General features: G+C 67.9%; 19 protein-coding genes and 2 tRNA genes. 6 read left to right on the top strand and 15 right to left on the bottom strand.

Annotated features, from left to right (window positions below):
- Positions 1–184: 184 nt before the first annotated feature.
- The gene (gene leuD, locus OG976_RS22225; RefSeq protein ID WP_328353723.1) at positions 185–781 is read right to left on the bottom strand and encodes a 3-isopropylmalate dehydratase small subunit; all 597 of its coding nucleotides are present in this window, start codon (positions 779–781) and stop codon (positions 185–187) included.
- Positions 782–800: 19 nt separating this feature from the next.
- Positions 801–2,231 carry a 3-isopropylmalate dehydratase large subunit gene (leuC, locus tag OG976_RS22220; RefSeq protein ID WP_442930371.1) on the bottom strand — a complete coding sequence of 477 codons (1,431 nt, stop codon included), beginning with the start codon at positions 2,229–2,231 and terminating at the stop codon, positions 801–803.
- Positions 2,232–2,307: 76 nt separating this feature from the next.
- Here leuC and OG976_RS22215 point away from each other — a divergent pair, with 76 nt between their 5' ends.
- Entirely contained in the window at positions 2,308–3,009 is a 702-nt protein-coding gene (locus tag OG976_RS22215) for an IclR family transcriptional regulator (protein WP_328353717.1), read from the top strand.
- A 44-nt stretch (positions 3,010–3,053) separates the two neighbouring features.
- On the top strand, positions 3,054–3,551 hold the full coding sequence (locus tag OG976_RS22210) for a pyridoxamine 5'-phosphate oxidase family protein (protein ID WP_328353714.1): 498 nt from the start codon (positions 3,054–3,056) through the stop codon (positions 3,549–3,551).
- 20 nt (positions 3,552–3,571) lie between these two features.
- On the opposite strand, the gene OG976_RS22205 is transcribed toward OG976_RS22210, so the two are convergent.
- The 6 genes from OG976_RS22205 to OG976_RS22180 form a co-directional block, all read right to left on the bottom strand.
- The gene (locus OG976_RS22205; protein ID WP_328353711.1) at positions 3,572–5,080 is read right to left on the bottom strand and encodes a zinc ribbon domain-containing protein; all 1,509 of its coding nucleotides are present in this window, start codon (positions 5,078–5,080) and stop codon (positions 3,572–3,574) included.
- Positions 5,081–5,084: 4 nt separating this feature from the next.
- On the bottom strand, positions 5,085–6,698 hold the full coding sequence (locus OG976_RS22200; RefSeq protein ID WP_442930559.1) for a S53 family peptidase: 1,614 nt from the start codon (positions 6,696–6,698) through the stop codon (positions 5,085–5,087).
- A gap of 209 nt (positions 6,699–6,907) precedes the next feature.
- Positions 6,908–6,983, bottom strand: a tRNA-Glu gene (locus tag OG976_RS22195).
- Positions 6,984–7,078: 95 nt separating this feature from the next.
- Positions 7,079–7,150, bottom strand: a tRNA-Gln gene (locus tag OG976_RS22190).
- 104 nt (positions 7,151–7,254) lie between these two features.
- Positions 7,255–8,745 (bottom strand): glutamate--tRNA ligase, encoded by a 1,491-nt coding sequence (gene gltX / locus OG976_RS22185; protein WP_328353703.1) that lies wholly within the window; start codon positions 8,743–8,745, stop codon positions 7,255–7,257.
- Positions 8,745–9,521 (bottom strand): fumarylacetoacetate hydrolase family protein, encoded by a 777-nt coding sequence (locus OG976_RS22180; protein ID WP_328353700.1) that lies wholly within the window; start codon positions 9,519–9,521, stop codon positions 8,745–8,747. Before OG976_RS22180 ends, gltX begins: the two co-directional genes overlap by 1 nt.
- A 151-nt stretch (positions 9,522–9,672) precedes the next feature.
- Between OG976_RS22180 and OG976_RS22175 the strand changes: the two genes are divergently transcribed.
- On the top strand, positions 9,673–10,866 hold the full coding sequence (locus OG976_RS22175; protein WP_328353697.1) for an MFS transporter: 1,194 nt from the start codon (positions 9,673–9,675) through the stop codon (positions 10,864–10,866).
- Here OG976_RS22175 and OG976_RS22170 read toward each other — a convergent pair.
- The gene (locus OG976_RS22170) at positions 10,863–11,873 is read right to left on the bottom strand and encodes a 3-isopropylmalate dehydrogenase (RefSeq protein ID WP_328353694.1); all 1,011 of its coding nucleotides are present in this window, start codon (positions 11,871–11,873) and stop codon (positions 10,863–10,865) included. The two genes, OG976_RS22175 and OG976_RS22170, sit on opposite strands and share 4 nt — an antisense overlap.
- Positions 11,870–13,456 (bottom strand): phosphoglycerate dehydrogenase, encoded by a 1,587-nt coding sequence (gene serA / locus OG976_RS22165; RefSeq protein ID WP_328353691.1) that lies wholly within the window; start codon positions 13,454–13,456, stop codon positions 11,870–11,872. The genes OG976_RS22170 and serA overlap by 4 nt, the downstream gene beginning before the upstream one ends.
- A gap of 65 nt (positions 13,457–13,521) precedes the next feature.
- Between serA and OG976_RS22160 the strand changes: the two genes are divergently transcribed.
- The gene (locus OG976_RS22160) at positions 13,522–14,949 is read left to right on the top strand and encodes a phytoene desaturase family protein (RefSeq protein WP_328353689.1); all 1,428 of its coding nucleotides are present in this window, start codon (positions 13,522–13,524) and stop codon (positions 14,947–14,949) included.
- A gap of 9 nt (positions 14,950–14,958) precedes the next feature.
- Here the strand turns inward: OG976_RS22160 and OG976_RS22155 are convergent, their stop codons facing one another.
- From OG976_RS22155 to OG976_RS22140, 4 genes are all read right to left on the bottom strand, one after another.
- Entirely contained in the window at positions 14,959–17,262 is a 2,304-nt protein-coding gene (locus OG976_RS22155; protein WP_328353686.1) for a PecA family PE domain-processing aspartic protease, read from the bottom strand.
- A 189-nt stretch (positions 17,263–17,451) separates the two neighbouring features.
- Positions 17,452–18,453, bottom strand: coding sequence for a ketol-acid reductoisomerase (gene ilvC / locus OG976_RS22150; RefSeq protein ID WP_328363889.1), 1,002 nt, complete (start codon positions 18,451–18,453; stop codon positions 17,452–17,454).
- Positions 18,454–18,497: 44 nt separating this feature from the next.
- Positions 18,498–19,010 carry an acetolactate synthase small subunit gene (ilvN, locus tag OG976_RS22145; protein ID WP_328353683.1) on the bottom strand — a complete coding sequence of 171 codons (513 nt, stop codon included), beginning with the start codon at positions 19,008–19,010 and terminating at the stop codon, positions 18,498–18,500.
- The gene (locus OG976_RS22140) at positions 19,010–20,923 is read right to left on the bottom strand and encodes an acetolactate synthase large subunit (RefSeq protein ID WP_328353680.1); all 1,914 of its coding nucleotides are present in this window, start codon (positions 20,921–20,923) and stop codon (positions 19,010–19,012) included. Before OG976_RS22140 ends, ilvN begins: the two co-directional genes overlap by 1 nt.
- Before the next feature lie 240 nt (positions 20,924–21,163).
- Here OG976_RS22140 and OG976_RS22135 point away from each other — a divergent pair, with 240 nt between their 5' ends.
- A complete protein-coding gene (locus tag OG976_RS22135; protein WP_328353677.1) occupies positions 21,164–21,583 on the top strand; it encodes a PH domain-containing protein in 420 nt (139 codons plus the stop codon).
- A gap of 19 nt (positions 21,584–21,602) precedes the next feature.
- Here OG976_RS22135 and OG976_RS22130 read toward each other — a convergent pair whose 3' ends face one another.
- Entirely contained in the window at positions 21,603–22,439 is an 837-nt protein-coding gene (locus OG976_RS22130; protein ID WP_328353674.1) for a DoxX family protein, read from the bottom strand.
- Between the two features lie 146 nt (positions 22,440–22,585).
- Here OG976_RS22130 and OG976_RS22125 point away from each other — a divergent pair, with 146 nt between their 5' ends.
- A complete protein-coding gene (locus OG976_RS22125) occupies positions 22,586–23,707 on the top strand; it encodes a PQQ-dependent sugar dehydrogenase (protein WP_328353672.1) in 1,122 nt (373 codons plus the stop codon).
- Positions 23,708–23,875: the final 168 nt, after the last annotated feature.

The raw sequence follows: 23,875 nt of genomic DNA, 5'->3' as shown, positions 1-23,875 counted from the left end.
AACAGTGGTCCTTTTTGGACCGACTGACAAACACGTTAAACCCAAGGCCAGCAGATTTCCAAGTGCCACGCCCAATTTCAGGTATTGCTTAGGAGGATTTCAGCAAAGCGGTTGCCGCCCTAGGGCGGTGAATCCCCGAACCGCGAACCCCCCGCCAGAGGCGGGAATTCGGCTCCGGGAGGCCTCAGGAGGGCGCCACGATGCGCGGCTTCCAGCTGGGCCGAGCCGCTTCGTAGGCCTCGATTTCGGAGAGTTTCCGCAGCGTGAGGCCTATATCGTCGAGACCTTCGAGCAGTCGCCATGCCGTGTAATCGTCAATCGTGAACGGCACCACGGTTGTTCCGGCGGTGATATTCCGATCTTGAAGATTCACAGTGATTTCCAGCCCCGGATTCTGCTCGAGCAGCTTCCAGAGCAGTTCGACGTCATCTTGGGCCACTTCGGCTGCCAAGAGGCCGGCCTTGCCCGCATTGCCGCGGAAGATGTCGGCGAATCGGGATGAGATGACCACTCGGAATCCGTAGTCCATCAGCGCCCAGACCGCATGCTCGCGCGAGGATCCGGTGCCGAAATCGGGTCCAGCGACCAACACTGAGCCCCGGTCGAATGGACTCAGGTTGAGGATGAATGACGGATCGTTGCGCCATGCGGCGAAAAGTCCGTCCTCGAAACCAGTTCGGGTGACCCGCTTCAAATACACCGCCGGAATGATCTGGTCGGTGTCGACATTGGACCGTCGCAGCGGAACGCCGATGCCGGTATGGGTGTGGAAGGCATCCATCGTGTTCTCCTTAGCAGGGCTAGTTTTCGAGATCGGCGGGCGAGGACAGCGTGCCGCGCACCGCGGTGGCGGCGGCGACAGCAGGCGAAACCAGGTGCGTGCGGCTTCCCTTGCCCTGCCTGCCTTCGAAGTTCCGGTTCGACGTCGAGGCGCAACGCTCGCCCGGCGCGAGCTGATCGGGGTTCATTCCCAGGCACATCGAGCAGCCTGCCTGGCGCCATTCGGCGCCTGCGGCGGTGAAGATCTCGCCGAGGCCTTCGGATTCGGCCTGGGCGCGCACCCGCATCGAGCCGGGCACGACGAGCATCCGCACTCCGTCGGCGACCTTGCGGCCGCGCAGCACATCGGCGACTGCCCGCAGATCCTCGATGCGACCATTGGTGCACGAGCCGACGAACACGGCGTCGACGGAGACCTCGCGCATCGGGGTACCCGCTCGAAGGTCCATGTATGCCAAAGCCTTCTCAGCTGATTGCCGCTCGGAATCCGGCATCAGCTCCGGATCGGGCACAGATCCAGACAGCGGCACGCCCTGACCGGGATTGGTACCCCACGTCACGAATGGGCTCAGCGTCGTCGCGTCGATGTAGACCTCGGTGTCGAATTCTGCCCCGGGGTCGGTTTTCAGCTTCTCCCAAGCATCCACCGCGGCATCCCAATCCGCGCCGGTGGGCGCGTACGGGCGGCCGCGCAGGAACTCGTAGGTAGTCTCGTCAGGGGCGACCAGGCCGGCGCGCGCACCGGCTTCGATGCTCATATTGCAGATGGTCATGCGCCCTTCCATCGACAGCGATTCGATGGTGCTGCCCCGATATTCGATGACATAGCCCTGGCCGCCGCCGGTGCCGATCTTGGCGATGACGGCCAGGATGATGTCCTTGGCCGTCACCCCGCGCGGCAGCTGACCGTCGACGTTGACCGCCATCGTCTTGAACGGGCGCAACGGAAGTGTCTGTGTTGCCAGCACATGTTCGACCTCCGAGGTGCCGATTCCCATTGCGATGGCGCCGAACGCGCCATGGGTGGAGGTGTGGCTGTCGCCGCAGACGATCGTCATGCCCGGCTGGGTGAGGCCGAGTTGCGGTCCCATCACATGCACGATGCCCTGTTCCGCGTCGCCCATCCGGTGCAACCGGACGCCGAATTCTTCGCAGTTGTGCCGCAGGGTGTCGACCTGGGTGCGTGAGATCGGGTCGGCGATCGGCTTGTCGATGTCGACCGTGGGGACATTGTGGTCCTCGGTGGCGATCGTCAGATCCGGGCGATGCACCGGACGTCCGGCCAACCGCAGGCCGTCGAAGGCCTGCGGGCTGGTCACCTCGTGGACGAGGTGGAGATCGATGTAGATCAGATCGGGTTCACGCGAACTGCCACTGCCCGCGCCGGGGACGACCACGTGGTCCTCCCACACCTTCTCGGGCAGCGTTCTTGGCTTGTCGGTCTGGGCCATCACTTCTCGATTCCTCCGTCGGCCACTCCGCGCCGGAAGCTGGCCATCTCACATTTCGGGACGTTAGTATCTCGATATGAGACAGGATAGCGGCATCGGCGTGCTCGACAAAGCTGTGGGCGTGCTGCATTCGATTGCCGAGTCACCCTGCGGGCTGGCCGAACTCTGCGAGCGCACCGGCCTGCCGCGCGCGACCGCGCACCGACTGGCCGCCGGACTGGAAGTCCACCGCCTACTGGCCCGCGACACCGCCGGGCGCTGGCGGCTGGGACCGGCGCTGAGCGAACTGGCCGCACAGGTCAACGATCCCCTGCTGGCCGCAGGAGCTGCGGTTCTGCCGCGGCTGCGGGAGATCACCGGCGAAAGCGTGCAGCTGTACCGCCTGGAGGGCACGTCGCGGGTGTGTATTGCGGCCCTGGAACCACCTGCGGGCCTTCGCGATACGGTGCCGGTCGGGGCCCGTCTGCCGTTAACGGCAGGTTCGGGGGCCAAAGTGCTGCTGGCCTACAGCGACACCGCCACCCAACAGGCCGTGCTTGCGTCGGCGAAGTTCACCGAGCGCACCCTGGCCGAGGTGCGCCGTCGCGGCTGGGCGCAGAGCGCGGCCGAACGCGAGCCCGGAGTGGCCAGTGTCTCTGCGCCGGTGCGCGATCGCAGCGGCGCGGTCATCGCGGCGGTGTCGGTTTCCGGGCCGATCGACCGGATGGGCCGGCGTCCGGGTGCGCGCTGGGCGGCCGACTTATTGTCCGCCGCCGAGGCGCTCACCCGCCGTTTGTGATCTCCGTGCAACAGCCGATGAGACACCTGCCACACTGACAGCCCATGGGAACCAACCAGCGCAACCAGATCGTGATGACCGACGAGGAGATCGTCGACTTCGTCGCCCGCAGCCGCACCGGCACCATGGCCACCGTCGGCCCCGACGGCCAGCCGCACCTGGTGGCGATGTGGTACGGCGTTATCGACGGCGAGATCTGGGTCGAGACCAAAGCCAAGTCGCAGAAGACGGTGAACCTGCGCCGCAACCCGCGGGTCAGCTTCCTCATCGAGGACGGCATGACCTACGACACGCTGCGCGGTGTGGCGTTCGAAGGTGTCGCCGAGATCGTCGAGGACCCGGACACCATCTTCAAGGTCGGGGTCAACGTCTGGGAGCGCTATAACGGGCCCTACACCGACGACCTCAAGCCGGCCGTCGACATGATGATGAACAAGCGCATCGCCGTGCGCATCGTGGCCAATCGCACCCGCTCGTGGGACCACCGCAAGCTCGGCATGCCAGCGATGCCGGTGGCCGGTTCCACAGCTCCCCAGCGGTAGGGGCCCAGCAGATAGGACGGTCACGGGCGGCGCCCGTAGCGGTCGCCTCCCCACCGGAAACTGTTGACGTACTTGCCCATGTCCATGGCCAGTTCCAGGTTGGCTCCCGACGGGTGACCCGTCCCGTAATCGGGACTGAATTCGTGATAGGGCCCCACCGCAGCCGCGACGAGTGCGTAATCGTGCTTGACCGCTGCCATGACGATCACCCGCAGCCTGGTGTAGGACGCCGCCGAGTCCCGGGAATGGACGTCGGCGACGACCCCGTACCCCGGCTGGTAACCGACTGACGCGTTGGGGATCTGGTAGCTGACTCCTGCCTGCGGGTACTTGCTGCGCAGAACCTGCTCGACGATCTGCTCGGGCGTGCGCCCCAGCGCCGGCTCACCGAAAAGCACCATGGTTCCGGTGTCGCCGCCGACATAGGTCAACTCGACGCCGGCCACTCCCGCCGGCTCGAACGTGACCTCGTAGGCCGATCCCTTGTCCGGATAGGCCACCGAGAACGCGCCGTTGTCCCCGCTGTAGCGCGGGTTGGTTTCCACCGGTGTGCCCAGCGGTGGCCGGCCGCAATCCGGTGGGCACACATACGCCTTGGCGACCGGCGTGATCAGCGTCGACACGCCCACTCCTGCGGCGGCGACGACGCCGAGAACACTCACCCACGAGACCAGCACACCGGTCGGCGACTGCGCTGCACCGTCAGGCACCTCGCGCGGCAGGGCACCGCGACCGGCGATCCGCAGCGCTACCACCGCGAGCACCGCGATGAGCAGTTGTGCGACAACGTATGCCCGCAACGGCAGCGGGGCGATGTCCACCAACCCCATCGCGGTTATCACGATCAGCGCCACCGCCAGTGCGCCCGCGAGTCGTTTCCCGTTGCGCCGAAGCCCATCCGGGAACGCCGTGCGCCACAGGGCGATACCGACGATCGCACCGCCGGCCAGCGACGCCAATGGCCACGCCAGTCCCTCCACGAGTGCCTCGGCAAGCAGGCTCGCCGCCGATTGGTCGTGCGCGACCACGCCCATCGCCAGCTGCGGCCACAACAGCGTGGCCGTTGAGGCCCCATTGAAGGCGGTGGCCCCCAGTGCGCCGGCGGCGAAGCCGCGCAACGGCTCCCGACTCGCACGGTCGATCGCCCGCACCACCACGGCGGGCACCAGCATCAGAAGCGCGCCACCGGCCGGGATCGCCACCCCGGAGACCGCGACGTGGCGCAGCTCCGTTTGCGAGCCCAGGGCAGCGCTGTAGGCCTGGGCAACGATAGGACCGACGACCACCGCCCAACCCACACCCAGCCCGATCCCGATCACCGCGGATATGACGGCATCACGGGTCGGCTGGCGGGTCTGACGCAGATAGAGAAGAAACAGTGCGGGCAGCCCGAGCGCGGCGATCGCGATCATCGGCGCCTGCCACCGCAACAGGGCACAGCCGGCCAGTACCACCGCCAAGAGGATCAGGCAGGCACCGAAACCACGGCGCCCCGATGGGGACTGCTGCGGGAAAATCGGACTCGGCAACGGCTCACCCGCCGGCGGGCAGATAGTCGCCCGCGATGAGCCGTGCCCGCTGCGCGTCGAGGAGATTGGGGGCCAGATTCGCGACGTTGGGGCTTCCCAGCCCGGTCACCAGGTCATATCCCGCACCTGGTGTGTCGACGGCGTTGCCGCCCAACGTGATATCGCGGAAGCCGGGTAGATGCGAGCCCTCGGCCACCCGGTAGAGCAGAGCGTTGATGTCGCCCAGCGGCCTGCCGCCGCGATCCATCACGTACTGATTCATCAGCACCGTGAGGCCCGCCCAGATCGGTGCCGCCTGCGAGGTGCCGCCACCGATTCGGGAAGCCTGCTCGTAGATCAGCTTCACACCGGTGAAGGGATCGGCGACCGCCGACACGTCAGGAACCAGCCGGTGTGCGGCATCGCGCTCGCCGGAGAGCTCGTGCTGATATGCGGGGCGGGCGAACAATTGGGACACGCCTCCGCTGGTGCCCTGCGACATCGGCACGTCGACCCATGCTCGCTCCTCGAGCCACCTGCCCTCCAGATCGGTGGACAGCGTGGTGCCCCCGACCGAGGTGATCTCCGGCAGCGACGCGACCGAGTCCACCCCCACGTCGTCTGGGCCGGGGGGCGCCGACCAGTCCTGGCCGCCCTTGCATTCCAGTCCCCCGGCGTCACCGCTGGCGTCGAAGACCGCGATGCCGCGGCGATGGGCGTTGGTCAGCGCGGCACGCACCGGCGCTAGGTCGGCCGCGGTGACCAGAGCCTCACAGCCCCAACCGATCGACAGGCTCCACACCGAGCCGGGGTATTGCCGGGCGGCGGAATCGAACATCGCGCCGATCTTCTCGAAGGTGCCCCCGCCTACCAGGGTCGGGCGGGCGTTGACCACCACCAGGCGCGCATCGGGGGCAATGGCGTGGGCCACTTCCAGATCCATCACGGTCTCGCCGTGCGCGGGACCGAGTGGGCCGTCGACCACGACCGGGGCGAACCGCGGCAGCCCGGAGGTGTCGGCGAACATGTCCAGATCACGTTGGTCGAAGCCGTCGAACGCGAAGAAGACGACGGTGGCGCCTTTTCCGGTGTAGCCGGCGTCGACGAGCGGGGTCGCGTTGTAGGCGGTGAGCAGATTCTTCGGGCTCAAACCGGGCCGGGGTACGTCCAGTGGCAGGACGGGGCGCGCCATCCGGTGCGGCAGGTAGCTCAGGATCCGTCCGGCGGCATCGGCCTCGCCGCGCAGCGCGCTCGGCAGGACCGGTTGTTGCGGCGAGGCGTAGAAGACCTGGCCGCGTTGGCCCCGGTAGTCGTGAATCGGGACGGCGAACGCATCCGAGAGTCGTTGTGCGGGTCCGGTGACCACCGCCCAGCCCTGGCCGTCGCGCCAGCGGACCGCAAGGCCGTGGGACTGCGCCCACCCGATCAGCGTGGCCGGGCGTGCGGGCGTGGACAGCGTGACAGTGAGCTGGGCATCAGCCGCCTGCGAGGGGCCGAGGTTCGACGACGCGGCCAGCAGCGAGGCATACGGACCGGAGATCGCCGGTGGCTGCGGTGTCCATCGCGACGCCCATGGTGCGGATGCCGCGATTACGACCAGCAGCACCACGGCGACCACGATCCCGGATCGGCGGCGCATGCGCCGTGCCCGGCCGTCGCCAACGGCGATCAGGGTGCGTCCCGGATCGTGCGCGTCCATCGCCGGAGTCCTCTCTTGCGGGTGCTGCCGGAATTATGCGCCTCTGCGGACTTTGCTGAATGTCACCCGCGGCAGACGGTCGCTATATGCGGTGCAGCACAGCGGGCCGAAACGAGAAATCGCCCGGTCGATGACCGGGCGATTCGGTTTGGTAGCCCCGATGGGATTCGAACCCACGCTACCGCCGTGAGAGGGCGGCGTCCTAGGCCGCTAGACGACGGGGCCAGAACCAATCCGTGGCGCGCCTTGCGGCGTACCGGGAAGTCAGCATAGCTCAGAGCGTCGTACCGACGAAATTGAGCAGCTTGCCGATGAAATTGCTGGGGTACCAGGACTCGAACCTAGAATGAGGGAATCAGAATCCCTAGTGTTGCCAATTACACCATACCCCATTGGCTACCAGTAACCGCTGGTCAGAAGGCTGTCATCCAGTTTAGCGGGTGACGTACGCCTGTCCGGCATCGGTTGCGGGCCGACGAGCACACTATCAAAGATTCTAGCCGTCCTCGTCCAGCACCCCCGCGTGGTCGCGCGCGCCCCGCAGTCGCCGCAGGCTGCGGTCGCTGCCCAGCAGTTCCAGCGACTCGAACAGTGGCGGACTGATCGTGGCACCCGTCACAGCCACCCGGATCGGCCCGAACGCCTTGCGCGGCTTGAGCTCGAGCCCCTCGAGCAGTGCGGCCTTGAGGGCGTCCTCGATGGCCGGCGTGGTCCACACGGTCAACCCCTCGAGTGCGGTGATCGCCGCGTCGAGCACGGGCACCGCGTCGGGCCCGAGTTCCTTGGCCGCAGCCTTCGGGTCCAATTCGTAGGAGTCGTTGTCGAGGAACTTCAACAGCCCCCAGGCGTCGGAGAGCACCACGATGCGGGTCTGCACCAACTCGGCTGCGGTGGCGAACGCGGCGTCGTCGAGCCCGGTGTCATGACCGTGCTCCCCGAAGTAACCGGCCAGCCGCGTGGCGAATTCAGCAGGATCCAGGCGCCGGATGTGCTCGGCGTTGACGGCGTCGGCCTTCTTCTGGTCGAAGCGAGCCGGGTTGGAGTTGACGTCGACGACGTCGAAGGCGGCCACCATCTCCTCGATGCTGAAGATGTCGCGGTCCTCGGCGATCCCCCAGCCCAGCAGCGCCAGATAGTTCAGCAGACCCTCGGGAATGAACCCTCGCTCGCGATGCAGGAACAGATTCGATTCCGGATCGCGCTTGGACAGCTTCTTGGTTCCATCCCCCAGAACCGGTGGGAGATGGGCAAATTCGGGAACCTGGTCGGTCACACCGATGCGAATCAGCGCCTGGTACAGGGCGATCTGGCGCGGCGTCGAGGGCAGCAGGTCCTCACCGCGCAGTACGTGGGTGATCTTCATCAACGCGTCGTCGACGGGATTGACCAAGGTGTACAACGGTTCTCCGGTCGCGCGGGTCAGCGCGAAGTCGGGCACCGTGCCGGCGGCAAAGGTCGTCTTGCCGCGCACCAGGTCATGCCAGCTGATGTCCTCATCGGGCATCCTCAGGCGCAGAACGGCATTGCGCCCCTCGGCGGCATAGGCGGCGCGCTGCTCCTCGGTCAGGTCGCGGTCGTAATTGTCATAGCCCAGCTTCGGATTGCGGCCGGCCGCGAGGTGACGCGCCTCCACCTCTTCGGGTGTGGAGTAAGCCGGGTAGGCCTCACCGGACTCGACGAGTTTGGCGACCACATCGGCGTAGAGATCCTTGCGCTGGGACTGCCGGTACGGTTCGTACGGGCCGCCGACCTCAGGTCCCTCATCCCAGTTCAGACCCAGCCAGCGCAGCGCTTCCAGAAGTGCGGCATAGCTTTCCTCGGAGTCACGCTGGGCGTCGGTGTCCTCGATGCGGAAGACGAAGGTGCCACCGGTGTGACGGGCGTAGGCCCAGTTGAACAACGCGGTGCGCACCATACCGACATGCGGAATACCCGTCGGCGACGGGCAAAACCGCACGCGCACAGTCTTGTTGGCCGCCCCGGTCATCATTTGCCCTTTCGCACGACGGGATTGGTGAGGGTGCCGATGCCCTCGATGCTGACGCTGACGGTGTCGCCGTGCTCGATCGGGCCAACGCCCTCGGGGGTGCCGGTGAGGATGAGGTCGCCGGGCAGCAGGGTCATCACCGACGAGATCCACTCGATGATGGCGCCGATGTCGTGGATCATCATCGAAGTCCGGCTGAGCTGGCGCACTTCACCGTTCACCTCGGTGCGGATCTCCAGATCCGACGGGTCGAGGTCGGTGACGATCCACGGCCCGACCGGGCAGAAGGTGTCGTGGCCCTTGGCACGCATCCACTGGCCGTCGGCCTTCTGCTGATCACGTGCCGAGACGTCGTTGGCGATGGTGTAACCGAGGATGTTCTCGGCGGCCCGCGCGGCGGGAACGTCCTTGCACGGACGCCCGATCACTGCCGCCAGTTCGCCCTCATGGTGCACCGGTGAGGCATTGGCAGGCAGCTGGATCGGTATGCCCGGGCCGATGATCGCGGTGTTCGGCTTGAGGAAGATCACCGGATCCTCCGGCGCTTCGCCGCCCATCTCCTCGATGTGGGCCAGGTAGTTCTTGCCCATGCAGACCACCTTGCTGGCCAGGATCGGCGCCAGCAGGCGGACGTCGGCCAGCGGCCAGCTCCGCCCGGTGAACGTCGGAGTGCCGAACGGATGCTCGGCGATCTCACGGGCTTGGAGGTCCGACCCGTCACCTTCGATGCTGACGAAGGCGACCCCGTCGGGACTGGCAATTCGACCCAGGCGCATTCGATAGAGCCTAGTGGTCGGCCGTTTCGCTTCGAGTGAGGAGTCAGGCCCAGCGCCACTCGGAGCGCCACTGCGATATTCCTCACGCCATGGTTCTCATATTCTGAGATTCTGATTCAGCATCGTGAGATGCCCGTGCGATCATGACCAGGTGGACGTCGACACCATCAGCAATCTGCGGCGCTGGTCGATGCTCGTCATCGCCCTGTTCGCGACGCTGTCGGCCAATGTCTTCATCAACGGCGTCGCCTTCCTGATTCCCACGCTGCACACCACGATGGGGCTGGATCTGGCGAAAGCCGGCCTGATCTCGGCGCTGCCGAGTTTCGGCATGGTGTTCACGCTCATCGCCTGGGGTTATGTGGTGGACCGCATCGGTGAACGGTTCGTCCTGGCCGTCGGCTCCGCGCTGACCGCGGTGGCTGCCTTCGCCGCCTCGACCGCGCACTCGCTGCCCGTCATGGGCGTGTTCCTGCTGCTCGGCGGCATGGCGGCGGCCAGCAGCAACTCCGCCAGCGGACGGCTGGTGGTGGGCTGGTTCCCGCCCCAGCAGCGCGGGCTGGTGATGGGCATCCGCCAGACCGCACAGCCTCTGGGTGTCGGCTTCGGCGCGCTGGTGATCCCCCGACTCGCCCAGGAACACGGCGTCGGACCCGCGCTGCTGTTCCCGGCCGTGGTGTGCGTGGTGGCGGCCATCGTGTGCGCGGTCCTGGTGCTGGACCCGCCGCGACCGCCGCGCGCGCAGGCTCCCGCCGGCGACCTGGCCAACCCGTACCGCGGGTCGACGGTGCTGTGGCGCATCCACGCGGTGTCGGTGCTGCTGGTGGTTCCGCAGTGTGTGGTGTGGACCTTCACGCTGGTGTGGCTGATCGCCGATCGCGGATGGTCGCCAGAGTCCGCCGGCGTGCTGGTGCTGGGCGCCCAGGTCCTGGGCGCGCTGGGCCGCATCGCGGCCGGCCGCTGGTCGGACTGGATGGGCTTACGGCTGCGACCGATCCGGATGATCGCCGTCGCCGCGGCCGCCTCGATGCTCACCCTCGCGGTGACCGATGCGCTGCACTGGCCGGTCAGTATCGCGGTGATGGTCGCCGCGTCGGTGATCACGGTCAGCGACAACGGACTGGCGTTCACCGCCATCGCCGAGATCGCCGGGCCGTTCTGGAGCGGGCGGGCGCTGGGCACGCAGAACACCAGCCAACTGTTCACGGCGGGGCTGACCCCACCGCTGTTCGGCGCCGTGATCGGTGTGCTGGGCTATCCGGTGGCGTTCGCGGTGTGCGCGCTGTTCCCGCTCGCCGCGCTGAAGTTGGTGCCGGCCGACCCGCCGAGCACCCAGAGCAGCTAGAGCGCCGCGCGGATCCGCTCGCCGACCTCGCGGGTGGAGTAGGTCGTGTCTCCCCGGGTGGCCAGATGGTTGGCGACGGACTTGTCGACGCGTGCGGCGGCGGCGTGCTCACCAATGTGGTTCAGCAGCAAGGACACCGACATCACCGCCGCCGTGGGATCGGCGATACCCTGGCCCGCGATGTCCGGGGCGCTGCCGTGCACCGGCTCGAACATCGACGGGTTGGTGCCGGTGGCGTCGATGTTGCCGCTGGCCGCCAAGCCGATTCCACCGCAGACCGCTGCGGCGAGGTCGGTGATGATGTCGCCAAAAAGGTTGTCGGTGACGATGACGTCGAACCGGCCGGGGTCGGTCACCATGTGGATGGTGGCCGCGTCGATGTGCTGGTAGGCGACCTCGACCTCGGGGTACTGCGCGCCAACCTCGGCGACCACGCGCGACCACAGGCTGCCCGCGAAGGTCAGCACGTTGGTCTTGTGCACCAGCGTCAGATGTTTGCGGCGGGACTGGGCCCGAGCGAACGCGTCACGCACCACCCGCTCGACGCCGAACGCGGTGTTCACGCTGACCTCGGTGGCCACCTCGTGCGGTGTCCCAACGCGCAGCGCCCCGCCGTTGCCGGTGTAGGGACCTTCGGTGCCCTCGCGCACCACGACGAAGTCGATACCCGTCACCCCGGAGAGCGGGCTGCTGACACCCGGGTACAGCCGACCCGGCCGCAGGTTGACGTGATGGTCCAGCGCGAAGCGCAGTTTGAGCAGCAGGCCACGTTCGAGCACGCCGCTGGGCACCGACGGGTCGCCGATCGCGCCGAGCAGGATCGCGTCGTAGCCCTTGAGTTCCTCGATGGTCTGCTCGGTGAGCAGCTCACCGGTGGCGTGGTAGCGCCGCGCGCCGAGGTCGTACTCGGTGATGTCCACACCGGGCAGCACGACGTCGAGCACCTGCAGTGCTTCACCGATGACTTCCGGGCCGATACCGTCGCCCGCGATCACAGCCAGTTTCATGACAGGTCCACCACTTCCAGAGTCACCGCGCCCACGGCGGCGCCGATCGCCGCACGGACATCGGCAGGCACGTCACGGTCCAGGCGCAGCATCACGGTGGCTGCCGTACCGCTGGTGTCCTGGCTCATCTGCGCGGCCAGGATATTGACGTCCGCCCCGCCGAGCAGGGTGCCGATCTTTCCGATCGCGCCCGGCTGATCGGTGTAGTGCAGGATCAGGTTGACACCCTCGGCCCGCAGATCGAAGTTGCGCCCGTTGATCTGGACGATCTTCTCGGTCTGCTGTGGACCCGACAGGGTGCCGGAGACGTTGGTCGCCGAACCGTCCGGACCGACCACCCGCACGTCGACCACGCTGCGGTGGTTGATGCTCTCGCTGGCGGTGCTCAGCTCGGTCTGCAGACCGCGATCGTTGGCCAGGCCGGGGGCGTTGACGAAGGTGACCTGCTGGTCGGTGACGGTGGAGAAGAACCCGCGCAAGGCCGAAAGTTTCAGTACCTCAACATCTTCGGATGCCAGCTCGCCGCTGACCCGAACCGACAGGGTGGTGGGCGGCTCGCTGGTGAGGACGCCGACGAGCACACCGAGCTTGCGGACCAGGTCCAGCCATGGCGATACCTCTTCGCTGACCGCGCCGGCACCGACGTTGACCGCGTCCGGGACGAACTCCCCGGCCAGTGCGAGCTTCACGCTTTCGGCGACATCGGTGCCCGCCCGGTCCTGCGCCTCGGTGGTCGATGCGCCCAGGTGCGGGGTGACCACGACCTGAGGCAGCTCGAACAGCGGGCTGTCGGTGCAGGGTTCGGTGGAGAACACGTCGAGCCCGGCGGCGCGGACATGACCGCTCTTGATCGCCTCAGCCAGCGCGTGCTCGTCGATGAGGCCGCCGCGGGCGGCGTTGACGATGATCACACCCGGCTTGGTCTTGGCCAGCGCCTCCTTGCCCAGCAGACCGGCGGTTTCCGGGGTCTTAGGCAGGTGGACGGAAATGAAGTCGGCGCGGGGCAGCAGGTCCTCGAGGGACAGCAGTTCGATGCCGAGCTGGGCAGCGCGGGCCGGCGGGACGTAGGGGTCGTAGGCGACGACGTGCGTGCCGAAGGCAGCCAGGCGCGCGGCGACGAGTTGGCCGATGCGGCCGAGGCCGACGACGCCGACGGTCTTGCCGAAGATCTCGGTGCCGTTAAACGACGACCGCTTCCAGGTGTGCTCCCGCAGCGTGGCGTCAGCGGCCGGGATCTGGCGCGCGGCCGACAGCATCAACGCCAGCGCATGTTCGGCGGCGCTGTGGATGTTGGAGGTCGGCGCGTTGACGACGAGCACACCCGCAGCGGTGGCCGCCGGGACGTCGACGTTGTCCAGGCCGACGCCGGCGCGGGCGACGATCTTGAGCTTGGGTGCGGCCGCGATCACCTCGGCGTCCACGGTGGTCGCCGAGCGCACCAGCAGTGCGTCGGCGTCGGCCACCGCTGCCAGCAGTTTCGGGCGGTCCGGGCCGTCGACCCAGCGCACCTCGACGTTGTCGCCGAGGGCTGCGACGGTCGATTCGGCGAGTTTGTCGGCGATCAACACAACGGGCAGATTCACGCCGGTCAGCCTAATGTGTCCCGGCCCCCGCGCGACCATCGGCTTCGGTGGGGTGTACTGGGTAGGTGGACGTCACCGTGGTCGGCAGCGGTCCCAACGGGTTGGCGGCTGCCGTCATCTGCGCCAGGGCCGGGCTGGCTGTGCAGGTTGTGGAGGCCCAGCCCACATTCGGCGGCGGGGCACGCACCCTGCCCGATCCAGAGTACGGCGGGGTGCGCCACGACATCTGTTCGGCGATCCACCCGCTGGCGTTGGCCTCCCCGTTCTTCGCCGAGTTCGACCTCGCCGCACGCGGGGTGGCGCTGCGCGTGCCGGAGATCTCCTACGCCAACCCGCTGCCGAGCGGCCGGGCGGCGATCGCCTATCACGACCTGGCGCGCACCTGCGCGGACCTTGAACACGGCGACTCGTGGCGGGCGCTGCTGGGCCCGTTGACCAAGCACCCAGAGGGTGTGCTCGGCTTCTTCCTCGGCGACAAGCGTTCGCTCCCGCCGGATCTGCCGACCACCATCCGGGCCGGCCTGCGGGTCCTTGCTCAGGGCAGTCCGGCATGGGGAATGCTGCGCGGCGACGATGCCCGCGCCTTGTTCACTGGTGTTGGGACGCATGCGATTTCGACGATGCCGTCGCCGGTCAACAGTGGCGCCGGGGTCATGCTCGCCACCGTGGCCCACACCGCCGGGTGGCCGGTACCGGTGGGCGGGAGCCAGGTGATCGTCGATGCGCTGCTGGCCGACCTGCAGGCCCACGGCGGGCAACTGATCGTCGGTGAGCCGGTGACGGCGCCACCGCCCGGCGTGGTCATTTATGACACCGCGCCCACCGCCCTGCTCGACATCTATGGACCCGATGTGCCCGACCGGTATGCAAAGGCGTTGCGGCGCTACCGATACGGTCCTGGTGTCTGCAAAGTCGATTTCGTACTGTCCGGCGAGATTCCGTGGCGTGACGAGCGGATGGCCTCGGCACCGACGGTTCACATGGGTGGCACGCGGGCTCAGATGGCGCAGTCGGAGAAGGAGATCGCCTCCGGTCGTCACGCCGATCGGCCGATGACGCTGGCCGCGCTTCCGCATCTGTGCGATCCGTCCCGTATCGACGCGGCGGGACGACGCCCCTTGTGGACCTATGCGCACGTTCCGGCCAATTCGTCCGCCGATCTCACCGAGACCATCACGGCGATGTTCGAGGAGAGCGCCCCCGGGTTTCGTGATCTGGTCGTGGCGGCACGCTGCGTGCCGGCCGCGCAGATGGCCGACCACAATGCCAACTATGTCGGCGGTGACATCATCGTCGGCGGCGCAACGCTGTTCGCCGCGATGGTCGGGCCGACGCTGCGCTGGAATCCGTGGACCACGCCGATTCCGCAGGCTTATCTCTGCTCGTCGGCCACTCCTCCGGGCACCGGTGTGCACGGCATGTGCGGCTATTACGCGGCGCGCGAGGTGTTGCGCCGCGAATTCGGGTTGCCGGTGCCGTCGCTGCGGCCCTGACTACCCCGCTTAGGCACTCGGCAGTGGCGCTGGGGTGAAGTCGAAGACCACGGTGCCGCCGTAGAAATTAGCGGGGTTCGGCACGTAGGCAGGGGTGTAGGAGACGTAGATGGGCCCCTGCAGGAACGGGATGATGCCGGTGTTGAAGCCCAGGCTGGCGGGCCACACTTCGGGTGCCTCTTGCGCCACGACCTGGGCCTCGGTAACCGTCGTCCAGTAGAGAAGTGTCTGACCATCGGGTGTGTAGACCTCGATGACGGTGCCGACACTCAGCGGGTCGTACTCGGCGATGCCGGCCAGGTTTGGGGGCAGCATGGCTGCCGGCACGCCGCCGCCGATACCGCCACTGTCGACGGTGGCGGTCGCGCCCTGGGTGGTCGTGGATTCCGAGTCGTAGCTGACCTTGACCGAGAGCGTGGAATAGAACCAGCCCGGGACGCTGGTGACCGCAGGCAACGGGTTGGCACCGAACGCGACCTGGCCCGCCGGCTCGTTGATTAAAAGGCCCTGCCCGAGTCCGCCCGGAAGCGTCAGGACGGGGCTGGCGATGTCGCCTCCGGTGTAGGGGGCGACGCCCATCGTCGGGGCGAGGGCAGTGGCGTACTGCGGCTCATCCCACTCCGACTGCGGAACCGGCACCCATTGGTTGTCCGAGTTCAGCTCCTCGATGTGGTCGACGACCGCGACCGGGGTGCCCGCAGTCACCATGCCGTTGCCGAAGTCGAGGGTGGGCGTATAGACGGTGTAGTAGAAGCGTCCCCAGTCCGCGTACTGGATCATGCCGGTGACGCCAAGCGTCGGGCCGAGATCGTTGGGATCCAACAGGTTAATGGGAATGACGAAACCCGCTGAGCCGGTGTCGATTTCAACACTCGTCAGCTGAGTGCCGTTGACCTTGACACCCACCGTCATGAAGTCGGCGGTGGGGTCGTAGGCCAACGCGACCACCGGTGCGCCCCCGGCGATCCCGGTGGCTCCGGTCATGCCGAGCAGTCCGCCCCGGCCACCGGCTCCACCCGCGGCCGACACCCCGCCGACGCCACCGGCACCGCCGTTGCCGGCGAGCAGACCGCCGGATCCGCCGACTCCACCTGCCGCACCGGCACCACCAGAGCCGGCCGCACCGCCATTGCCGACGAACAGCGCACCGCCACCGGCGCCACCGACCGCGCCGGCACCACCGGATCCGCCGGCACCGCCGTCACCCCAGAACACGCCACCGGCACCGCCTGCGCCACCGACCGCACCCCAGCCCCCGACGCCACCTGCGCCGCCGGTACCGATCAGCCCAGCCGCACCACCTTGACCCGCGGCGCCACCCGCGCGTGGCCCGGCACCGCCGGAGCCACCGTCGCCGCCGTCCGCGATCGACAGCGCACCGGCGTGGCCCCCGCCGCCGCCGGCACCGCCGAGCGCCGCGTAGCCCGTGGCCGCACCGCCGTCACCGCCCGCACCGGCCTGGCCCAACACCGAGAACAGACCCGTATTGCCGCCCGCACCACCGGTTCCGCCGGCGCCGAAGTTTCCGGACGCCGCACCGCCCGCGCCGCCGGTTCCGGCAACACCGAGAACCGAGAACACGCCGGTGTCACCACCGGCACCGCCGGCACCGGCGACCAGGCCGGTTCCGGTGACGGCCCCGCCGGCACCCCCCGAACCGCCATTGCCCGCGAGCAGCCCACCCCGGCCGCCGGCGCCACCGGCACCACCGTCGACGCCCGCACCGCCGGCGCCGCCGGAGCCCAGCAGACCCGCCGAGCCGCCGTTACCGCCGGCGTAGCCGCTGCCGCCGTTGCCCCACACCAGACCGGACCGTCCGCCGGCGCACGCCGCACCCTGGTTGCAGGTCTCCGAGGTCCAGCTGTAGCCGTTCCCGATCAGCAGACCGGCATCCGGATGAGTGGGGGTACCGTCGCCGACGAAGGTGCCGACGAACGTCTGGACCGAGTTCAGCGCCGGCGAACCAGCCGCGACCCGGGCACCGGTGACGACCGCCGTGCGAGCCGAACCGGCACGCGGCACCGGCGACATCGACGCCGGTTTGCTCGATTTCGCTGCGCCCGTTGCGCGGTGGGCAGCAGAGGCTCGGGGCGAGGATGCACCGGTGGACGCCGTGCCACTCGATGCCGTCGCGCCGGTGTCGGCGGCCGCCGGCGTGGACAGTGAGACCGCCGCGGCGCCCAGGGCAATCGTCAGCGCACCGGCCCAGCCGAGGTAGCGCGCACAGCCGATGCCGGCGCGGCTCCCGGGTGCCGTCGACCGGCCCGGAACCTGCTCGACAGAATCTGCAGAATCTGCAACGGGCACAGTCACTCCCCCACACCTGGTCGGCGGCACCGACTCTGAGCGCAGAGACTACAACCAACCGGCCGCGGTGCAGTCATGAATCGCCATCGCTCGCCCCCGTATCACATCCGCGGAGAGCCAACGGTCGTTCCAAAACCGAAGCCACGCAGGAGTTCCTGCGTGGCTTCGGCTCGGTGGTTCCAGACGCCCCTGGCGTCAGGCGGTTTCGGTGATCGGCCGGTCGACCCAGCTCATCAGGTCGCGCAGCTTCTTACCCGTGATCTCGATCGGGTGCTCGGCGTTCTCCTTGCGGAGCTTCTCCAGGCGCTTGTTGCCGCCCTCGACGTTGGCGACGAGTTCCTTGACGAAGCTGCCGTCCTGAATGTCCTTGAGGATGGCGCGCATGCGTTCCTTGGTGTCGGCGTCGATGACGCGCGGACCCGACAGGTAGCCGCCGAACTCCGCGGTGTCGGACACCGAGTAGTTCATCCGGGCGATGCCGCCCTCGTACATCAGGTCGACGATCAGCTTGAGCTCGTGCAGCACCTCGAAGTAGGCCAGCTCGGGGGCGTAGCCCGCCTCGACCATGACCTCGAAGCCGGTCTTCACCAGTTCCTCGGTGCCGCCGCACAGCACGGCCTGCTCACCGAACAGGTCGGTCTCGGTCTCGTCCTTGAACGTGGTCTTGATGACGCCGGCGCGGGTGCCACCGATGCCCTTGGCGTAGGACAGCGCCAGCGCCAGGCCTTCACCGGTCGGGTCCTGCTCGACGGCGACCAGGCAGGGCACGCCCTTGCCGTCGACGAACTGGCGGCGCACCAGGTGGCCGGGGCCCTTGGGGGCGACCATGCCGATGGTGACGTCGGCGGGAGGCTTGATCAGACCGAAGTGGATGTTCAATCCGTGGCCGAAGAACAGCGCGTCGCCGGCCTTGAGGTTCGGCTCGATGTCGTTCTTGAAGATCTCGGCCTGCGCGGTGTCGGGCGCGAGCAGCATGATCACGTCGGCCCACTTGGCGACCTCGGCGGGAGTGTCGACCTCGAGGCCCTGCTCCTCCACCTTGGCCCGCGACTTGGAGCCTTCCTTGAGGCCCACCTTCACCTGGACGCCGGAGTCCCGCAGGCTCAGCGAATGGGCATGCCCCTGGCTGCCGTATCCGATCACACCGACCTTACGGCCCTGGATGATCGACAGGTCGGCGTCGTCGTCGTAGAACATCTCGATTGCCACGTGGAGTTCCTTCTGCTCTCTGTCTTGTTTCTTTATTTGGAGTTCGTCATGCCGCGCGGACCGCGCGATAGTGCTACCACACCGGACTGCACGGTCTCGCGGATGCCATAGGGCTCGACCACCCGCAGCAGCGCTTCGAGCTTCTCCTGGGTACCGGTCGCCTCGATCGTCAGCGACTCGTTGGAGACGTCGATGATCTTGGCGCGGAACAGGTTCACCGCCTCGACCACCTGGCTGCGAGTTCCCGCGTCGGCGCGGACCTTGATCAGAGCCAGCTGGCGCGCCACCACGTTGTCATCGTCCTGCTCGACGATCTTGATGACGTTGATCAGCTTGTTGAGCTGCTTGGTGATCTGCTCGAGCGGCGTCTCCTCGGCGGTGACCACGATGGTCATCCGCGACATGTCCTTCTGGTCGGTGGGCCCCACCGCCAGCGACTCGATGTTGAAGCCACGCCGCGAGAACAGTGCGGCCACCCGGGCCAGCACACCGGGCTTGTCTTCGACGAGCACCGAAAGGGTATGGGTGACAGTGTTCGCCGACATCAGGCCCGTCCTTCTTCGTTGTCGTCGAACAACGGACGGATATTGCGCGCGGCCATGATCTCGTCGTTGCCGGTGCCCGCGGCGACCATCGGCCACACCTGTGCATCCGCGCCGACGATGAAGTCGATGACCACCGGGCGGTCGTTGATGGCGCGCGCCTGGTTGATCACGTCGACGACGTCTTCCTCACGCTCACAACGCAACCCGACACAGCCCATCGCCTCAGCCAGCTTGACGAAGTCGGGGATGCGATGGCTGTGCGTGGACAGGCCGGTGTTGCTGTAGCGCTCGCCGTAGAACAGGGTCTGCCACTGCCGCACCATGCCGAGGTTGCCGTTGTTGATCAGTGCGACCTTGATCGGCACGCCTTCGAGGGCACAGGTGGCCAGCTCCTGGTTGGTCATCTGGAAGCAGCCGTCGCCGTCGATGGCCCACACCTCGGCGTCGGGACGGGCCATCTTGGCTCCCATGGCCGCCGGGATGGCGTAGCCCATGGTGCCCAGCCCGCCGGAGTTCAGCCAGGTGCGCGGGTTCTCGTACTTGATGAACTGCGCGGCCCACATCTGGTGCTGGCCCACGCCGGCGACATAGATGGCGTCGGGCCCGGCGATCTTGCCCAGCTCGGAGATGACGTACTCGGGGCTGAGGCTGCCGTCACTCTGGGGATCCCAGCTCAGCGGGTAGGTCGACCGGATTCCTGACAGGTACTCCCACCAGTTGTCCAGATCCGCCTTCGGCGCTGTGCCGATTCCCCGGTCGCTTCGCTCCTGCCCGCCGGCGGTTTTCCGCAAAGCTTCGATCAACTCGGCGATCGCCAGCTTCACATCGCCCACGATCGGGACGTCGGCGTTGCGGTTCTTGCCGATCTCGGCGGGGTCGATGTCGACGTGGATCACCTTGGCCTCGGGCGCGAAGGACTCCAGCTTGCCGGTCACCCGGTCGTCGAATCGGGCGCCCAGAACGATGAGCAGGTCGCTCTTCTGCAGGGCGGCCACCGCGGCGACCGTGCCGTGCATGCCGGGCATGCCCAGGTTCTGCGGGTGGCTGTCCGGGAAGGCGCCGCGCGCCATCAGGGTGGTGACCACCGGGATACCGGTCAACTCGGCCAGATCCAGCAATTCCTGGGTCGCCTCCCCGCGGATCACGCCGCCGCCGACGTAGAGCACCGGCTTGCGCGCGGAGGCGATGAGCTTGGCGGCCTCGCGGATCTGACGGCTGTGGGGCTTGGTGTTGGGCTTGTAGCCGGGCAGGTCGATCGGCGGCGGCCAGGCGAACGTGCACTGAGCCTGCAGCACGTCCTTGGGGATGTCGACGAGCACCGCGCCGGGGCGTCCGGTGGCGGCGATGTGGAACGCCTCGGCGATCACCTGCGGGATGTCGTCACCGTTGCGCACCAGGAAGTTGTGCTTGGTGATCGGCATCGTGATGCCGGAGATGTCGGCTTCCTGGAAGGCGTCGGTGCCGATGAGCGCACGGCCGACCTGCCCGGTGATGGCGACCACCGGGATGGAGTCCATCTGGGCGTCGGCCAGCGGCGTGACGAGGTTGGTCGCGCCCGGACCGGAGGTGGCCATCATGACGCCGACCTTGCCGGTGGCGTGCGCGTAGCCGCTGGCCGCGTGGCCCGCGCCCTGCTCATGGCGGACCAGGACGTGGCGCAGCTTCTTGGAATCGAACAGCGGGTCGTAGACCGGCAGCACCGCGCCGCCGGGGATCCCGAAGATGGTGTCGACGCCGAGTTCCTCCAGCGAGCGCACCACGGACTCGGCGCCGGTGAGCTGGTAGGGGGCGATCCGTTTGGTCGGCGAGACCGACTTGGGGGCGGTAGTACCGGTGGTTTGCGCTGCGGCGTCGGCGCCGTTGGCGGGCGGGGCCGCCGATGGCTCGGGTGCTCGCGTGGTCGGTGCGCTCACGTTGTCCTCGATGTCCTCGTGTTGTTTCCTTGGGGCAAGAAAAAACCCCCGTCAGCGTCGGCGGCTGTACGAGGGTTGCGCGCTGGTGCGAGTGGCTATGCCCGGGTGGGGGCAAGCGCGGCACCAACGCGCTGGCCAATTACTACGAGCATTCCGCCGAACTTCATATGCCGACGGTAGCCTCCGCACTGGTCAGGCGTCAAATCTCGGTCACCCCGGCGGTGGTGGGATGATGCAGGCATGCCCTCCGGTTTCGCCCCCGACCCGACCTCGGCCACCACCGAACCTACAAAGCCGGTGGTGATCAGGATGTCACCGATGGCCCACTTCGCCTCCGGCTTCCTGGCGCTGGCGCTGATGGCCCTGATTCCGCTGTTCCCGGCCTGGGGCTCGGCGCTGTTGGCGATACCGGTGGTGGCCTCGGTGGCGATCGTCCGGCTGCGGACCGTGGCCAACCGGGAGACGGTCACCGCACGCAGCCTGTTAGGCAGCCGGACGGTGCGGTGGGACGACGTTCAGGGGCTGCGATTCGACCGGAATGCCTGGGCCAAGGCCCGGCTGGGAGACGACTCGGAGTTGCGGTTGCCCGCGGTGACGTTCGCGACACTGCCGCTGCTGACCGCGGCCAGCGGCGGCCGGGTGCCCAACCCCTACGAGTAAGGATCCACCTGCAGGGTGATCAGCCCAGCCTGCCGTGCAGGAAGAACCAGGCGGCCACCCCGCCGCCGATGCCGACCACCAGGGCGACGAATGAGCCGACGAACGGCCGGCGTGCCCAGCCCCGGCCGGCGTCGAACCCGTAGCGGCCCGGGCCGACCAGGATGATCGAGGCGACGGCCGCGGTGAGCACGAGCAGGTATTCCATCCCCTGCGCGCCGAACACCGAGAGATAGCCGTCCTGGCGCTGCGCGGAGATGACGGTCAGCAGGCTGTTGACCAGGTAGGCCAATCCGCCGGCCGCGGCCAGCGGGGTGAACAGTCCGAGCACCAGCAGCACACCGACGATGATCTGCGCACCGGCGCCGACGTAGGTCAGTAGCCCGGCGTGCTGGTACCCGGCGTCGGCGAGGGCGGTCTCGAAGCCGTCCATCCCCTGCCCGCCCAACCAGCCGAACGCCTTCTGTAGGCCGTGGGCGATGAAGATGACGCCGACGACGACCCGCAGCAACAGCAGGCCCAGGTCTTGGGTTCCTCGCCGCCCCGCCGCCTTGGCCCGCTCCTCGGCGTCGATGGGTTCGATCTCCATCGGTCCTGCCGCGGTGATCGGTGCGGGCTGGGCATGCGGTTGTACGTAGGGCAGCGGCTCCGGGTCGTGCAGCAACCCGTAACCGGTCGACGGCGACGCGTCCGGACTGGAGATTGCCGGGTTGTACTGCGGGATCTTCGTGGTCTCGAAGTCGCCACCATAGGTGGCCGACGGGAGATCGTCTTCCGGGTCGACCAGCTGGGCCGACGCGGGTCGAGCCGAGGAGTCGTCGGGGCGTTGCCAGCGCGTTTCGGGGCCTTGACTCGTCACGAAAGTCAGAGTAAGTGCAACTTCGCGCAAATCGGGGATTTGAGCGGCGCTTTCGGCGGTCAAATTCGCGTCCGCGCCGCCGTTGCGGGCAGGCTCGCCCGTACCGTCGTGGCGAACACCGGGGCTGTATCCGTAACCTGGCGGGCATGCGAATGCGCCGCCCGGTCCGTGGGGTGTTGGCCGCGGTGTGTGCGGCGACCCTGGTGTTGTCGGGCTGCGCGAAGTTCAACAACTCGATTTCGCAACCGTTCACCACCGCCCCCCAGCTGGCACCGGGCCCGACCTCGACGCCGCCGCCTCCCCCGCCGCTGCCGCCCAAACCGTTCCCGAAGGCCTGCCCCGCACCGGGTGTCATGCAGGGCTGCCTGGAGAGCACCAGCGGTCTGATCATGGGACCGGACAGCAAGACGGCGTTGGTCGCCGAACGCACCACCGGCGCGGTCAAAGAGGTGTCGGTCAGCGCCGAACCCAAGATCCGCACGGTCATACCGGTCGATCCGAGCGGCGACGGCGGACTGCTGGACATCGTGCTCTCGCCCACCTATTCGCAGGACCGGCTGATGTACGCCTACATCAGCACGCCGACCGACAACCGGGTGATCCGGGTGGCCGACGGCGACATCCCCAAGGAGATCCTGGCCGGCATCCCGAAGGGGGCGGTCGGCAACACCGGTTCGCTGATCTTCACCAGCCCCACCACGCTGGTGGTCCAGACCGGCGACGCCGGCAACCCCGGGCTGGCTGCCGACCCGAACTCGTTGGCGGGCAAGGTCATTCGCATCGAGCAGCCGACCACAGTCAACCCGGCGCCGCCGACGACAGCCCTGTCGGGCATGGGTTCCGGCGGCGGCATGTGCATCGACCCGACGGACAAGTCGCTCTACATCACCGATCGCACGCCCGCCGGCGACCGGCTGCAGCGCATCGGACCGGATTCCAAAGCGTCGACCGTGTGGACGTGGCCCGACCGGCCGGGCGTGGCAGGGTGCGCGGCGCTGGACGGCACGATCCTGGTGAACCTGGTCAACACCAAGCAAACGGTCGCGGTGCGGCTGGCGCAGGGCACCGGCGCTGTCACCGGCGAGCCCGAGGTGGTGCGCCAGGACACCCACGGCCACGCGTGGGCCCTGCAGGTGTCGCCGGACGGAAACATCTGGGGCGCAACGATCAACCGCACCGCGGGCGATCCGGAGAAGCTCGACGATGTCGTCTTCCCGCTCTTCCCCCAGGGCGGCGGTTTCCCGCGGAGCAACGCCGACAACACCTGATCGGTCGGTCTCGCTGTCCGACGCGATGGCAAACGCCTTGAATCGCAATGGATTCAGAAATCGGATCACCGATGCGACTCTGCCGTGCATCGGTTTCATAAAGGCGCCCACGTCGCCTTGTCTGCGGCCCGCAACCCGATACCGTCTGGTTGACGGATCAAGATCACC

Origin of the sequence: Mycobacterium sp. NBC_00419 (assembly GCF_036023875.1) — a bacterium.
Classification (GTDB): Bacteria; Actinomycetota; Actinomycetes; order Mycobacteriales; family Mycobacteriaceae; genus Mycobacterium.
This window is presented reverse-complemented; position numbering and strand designations above follow the sequence as displayed.

Bases quoted from the DNA above. Each gene is read 5' to 3' on its own strand.
- leuD (WP_328353723.1), bottom strand. From the start codon at position 781: ATGGATGCCTTCCACACCCATACCGGCATCGGCGTTCCGCTGCGACGG.
- leuC (WP_442930371.1), bottom strand. From the start codon at position 2,231: ATGGCCCAGACCGACAAGCCAAGAACGCTGCCCGAGAAGGTGTGGGAG.
- OG976_RS22215 (WP_328353717.1), top strand. From the start codon at position 2,308: ATGAGACAGGATAGCGGCATCGGCGTGCTCGACAAAGCTGTGGGCGTG.
- OG976_RS22210 (WP_328353714.1), top strand. From the start codon at position 3,054: ATGGGAACCAACCAGCGCAACCAGATCGTGATGACCGACGAGGAGATC.
- OG976_RS22200 (WP_442930559.1), bottom strand. From the start codon at position 6,698: ATGCGCCGCCGATCCGGGATCGTGGTCGCCGTGGTGCTGCTGGTCGTA.
- gltX (WP_328353703.1), bottom strand. From the start codon at position 8,745: ATGACCGGGGCGGCCAACAAGACTGTGCGCGTGCGGTTTTGCCCGTCG.
- OG976_RS22180 (WP_328353700.1), bottom strand. From the start codon at position 9,521: ATGCGCCTGGGTCGAATTGCCAGTCCCGACGGGGTCGCCTTCGTCAGC.
- OG976_RS22170 (WP_328353694.1), bottom strand. From the start codon at position 11,873: ATGAAACTGGCTGTGATCGCGGGCGACGGTATCGGCCCGGAAGTCATC.
- ilvC (WP_328363889.1), bottom strand. From the start codon at position 18,453: ATGTTCTACGACGACGACGCCGACCTGTCGATCATCCAGGGCCGTAAG.
- ilvN (WP_328353683.1), bottom strand. From the start codon at position 19,010: ATGTCGGCGAACACTGTCACCCATACCCTTTCGGTGCTCGTCGAAGAC.
- OG976_RS22135 (WP_328353677.1), top strand. From the start codon at position 21,164: ATGCCCTCCGGTTTCGCCCCCGACCCGACCTCGGCCACCACCGAACCT.
- OG976_RS22125 (WP_328353672.1), top strand. From the start codon at position 22,586: ATGCGAATGCGCCGCCCGGTCCGTGGGGTGTTGGCCGCGGTGTGTGCG.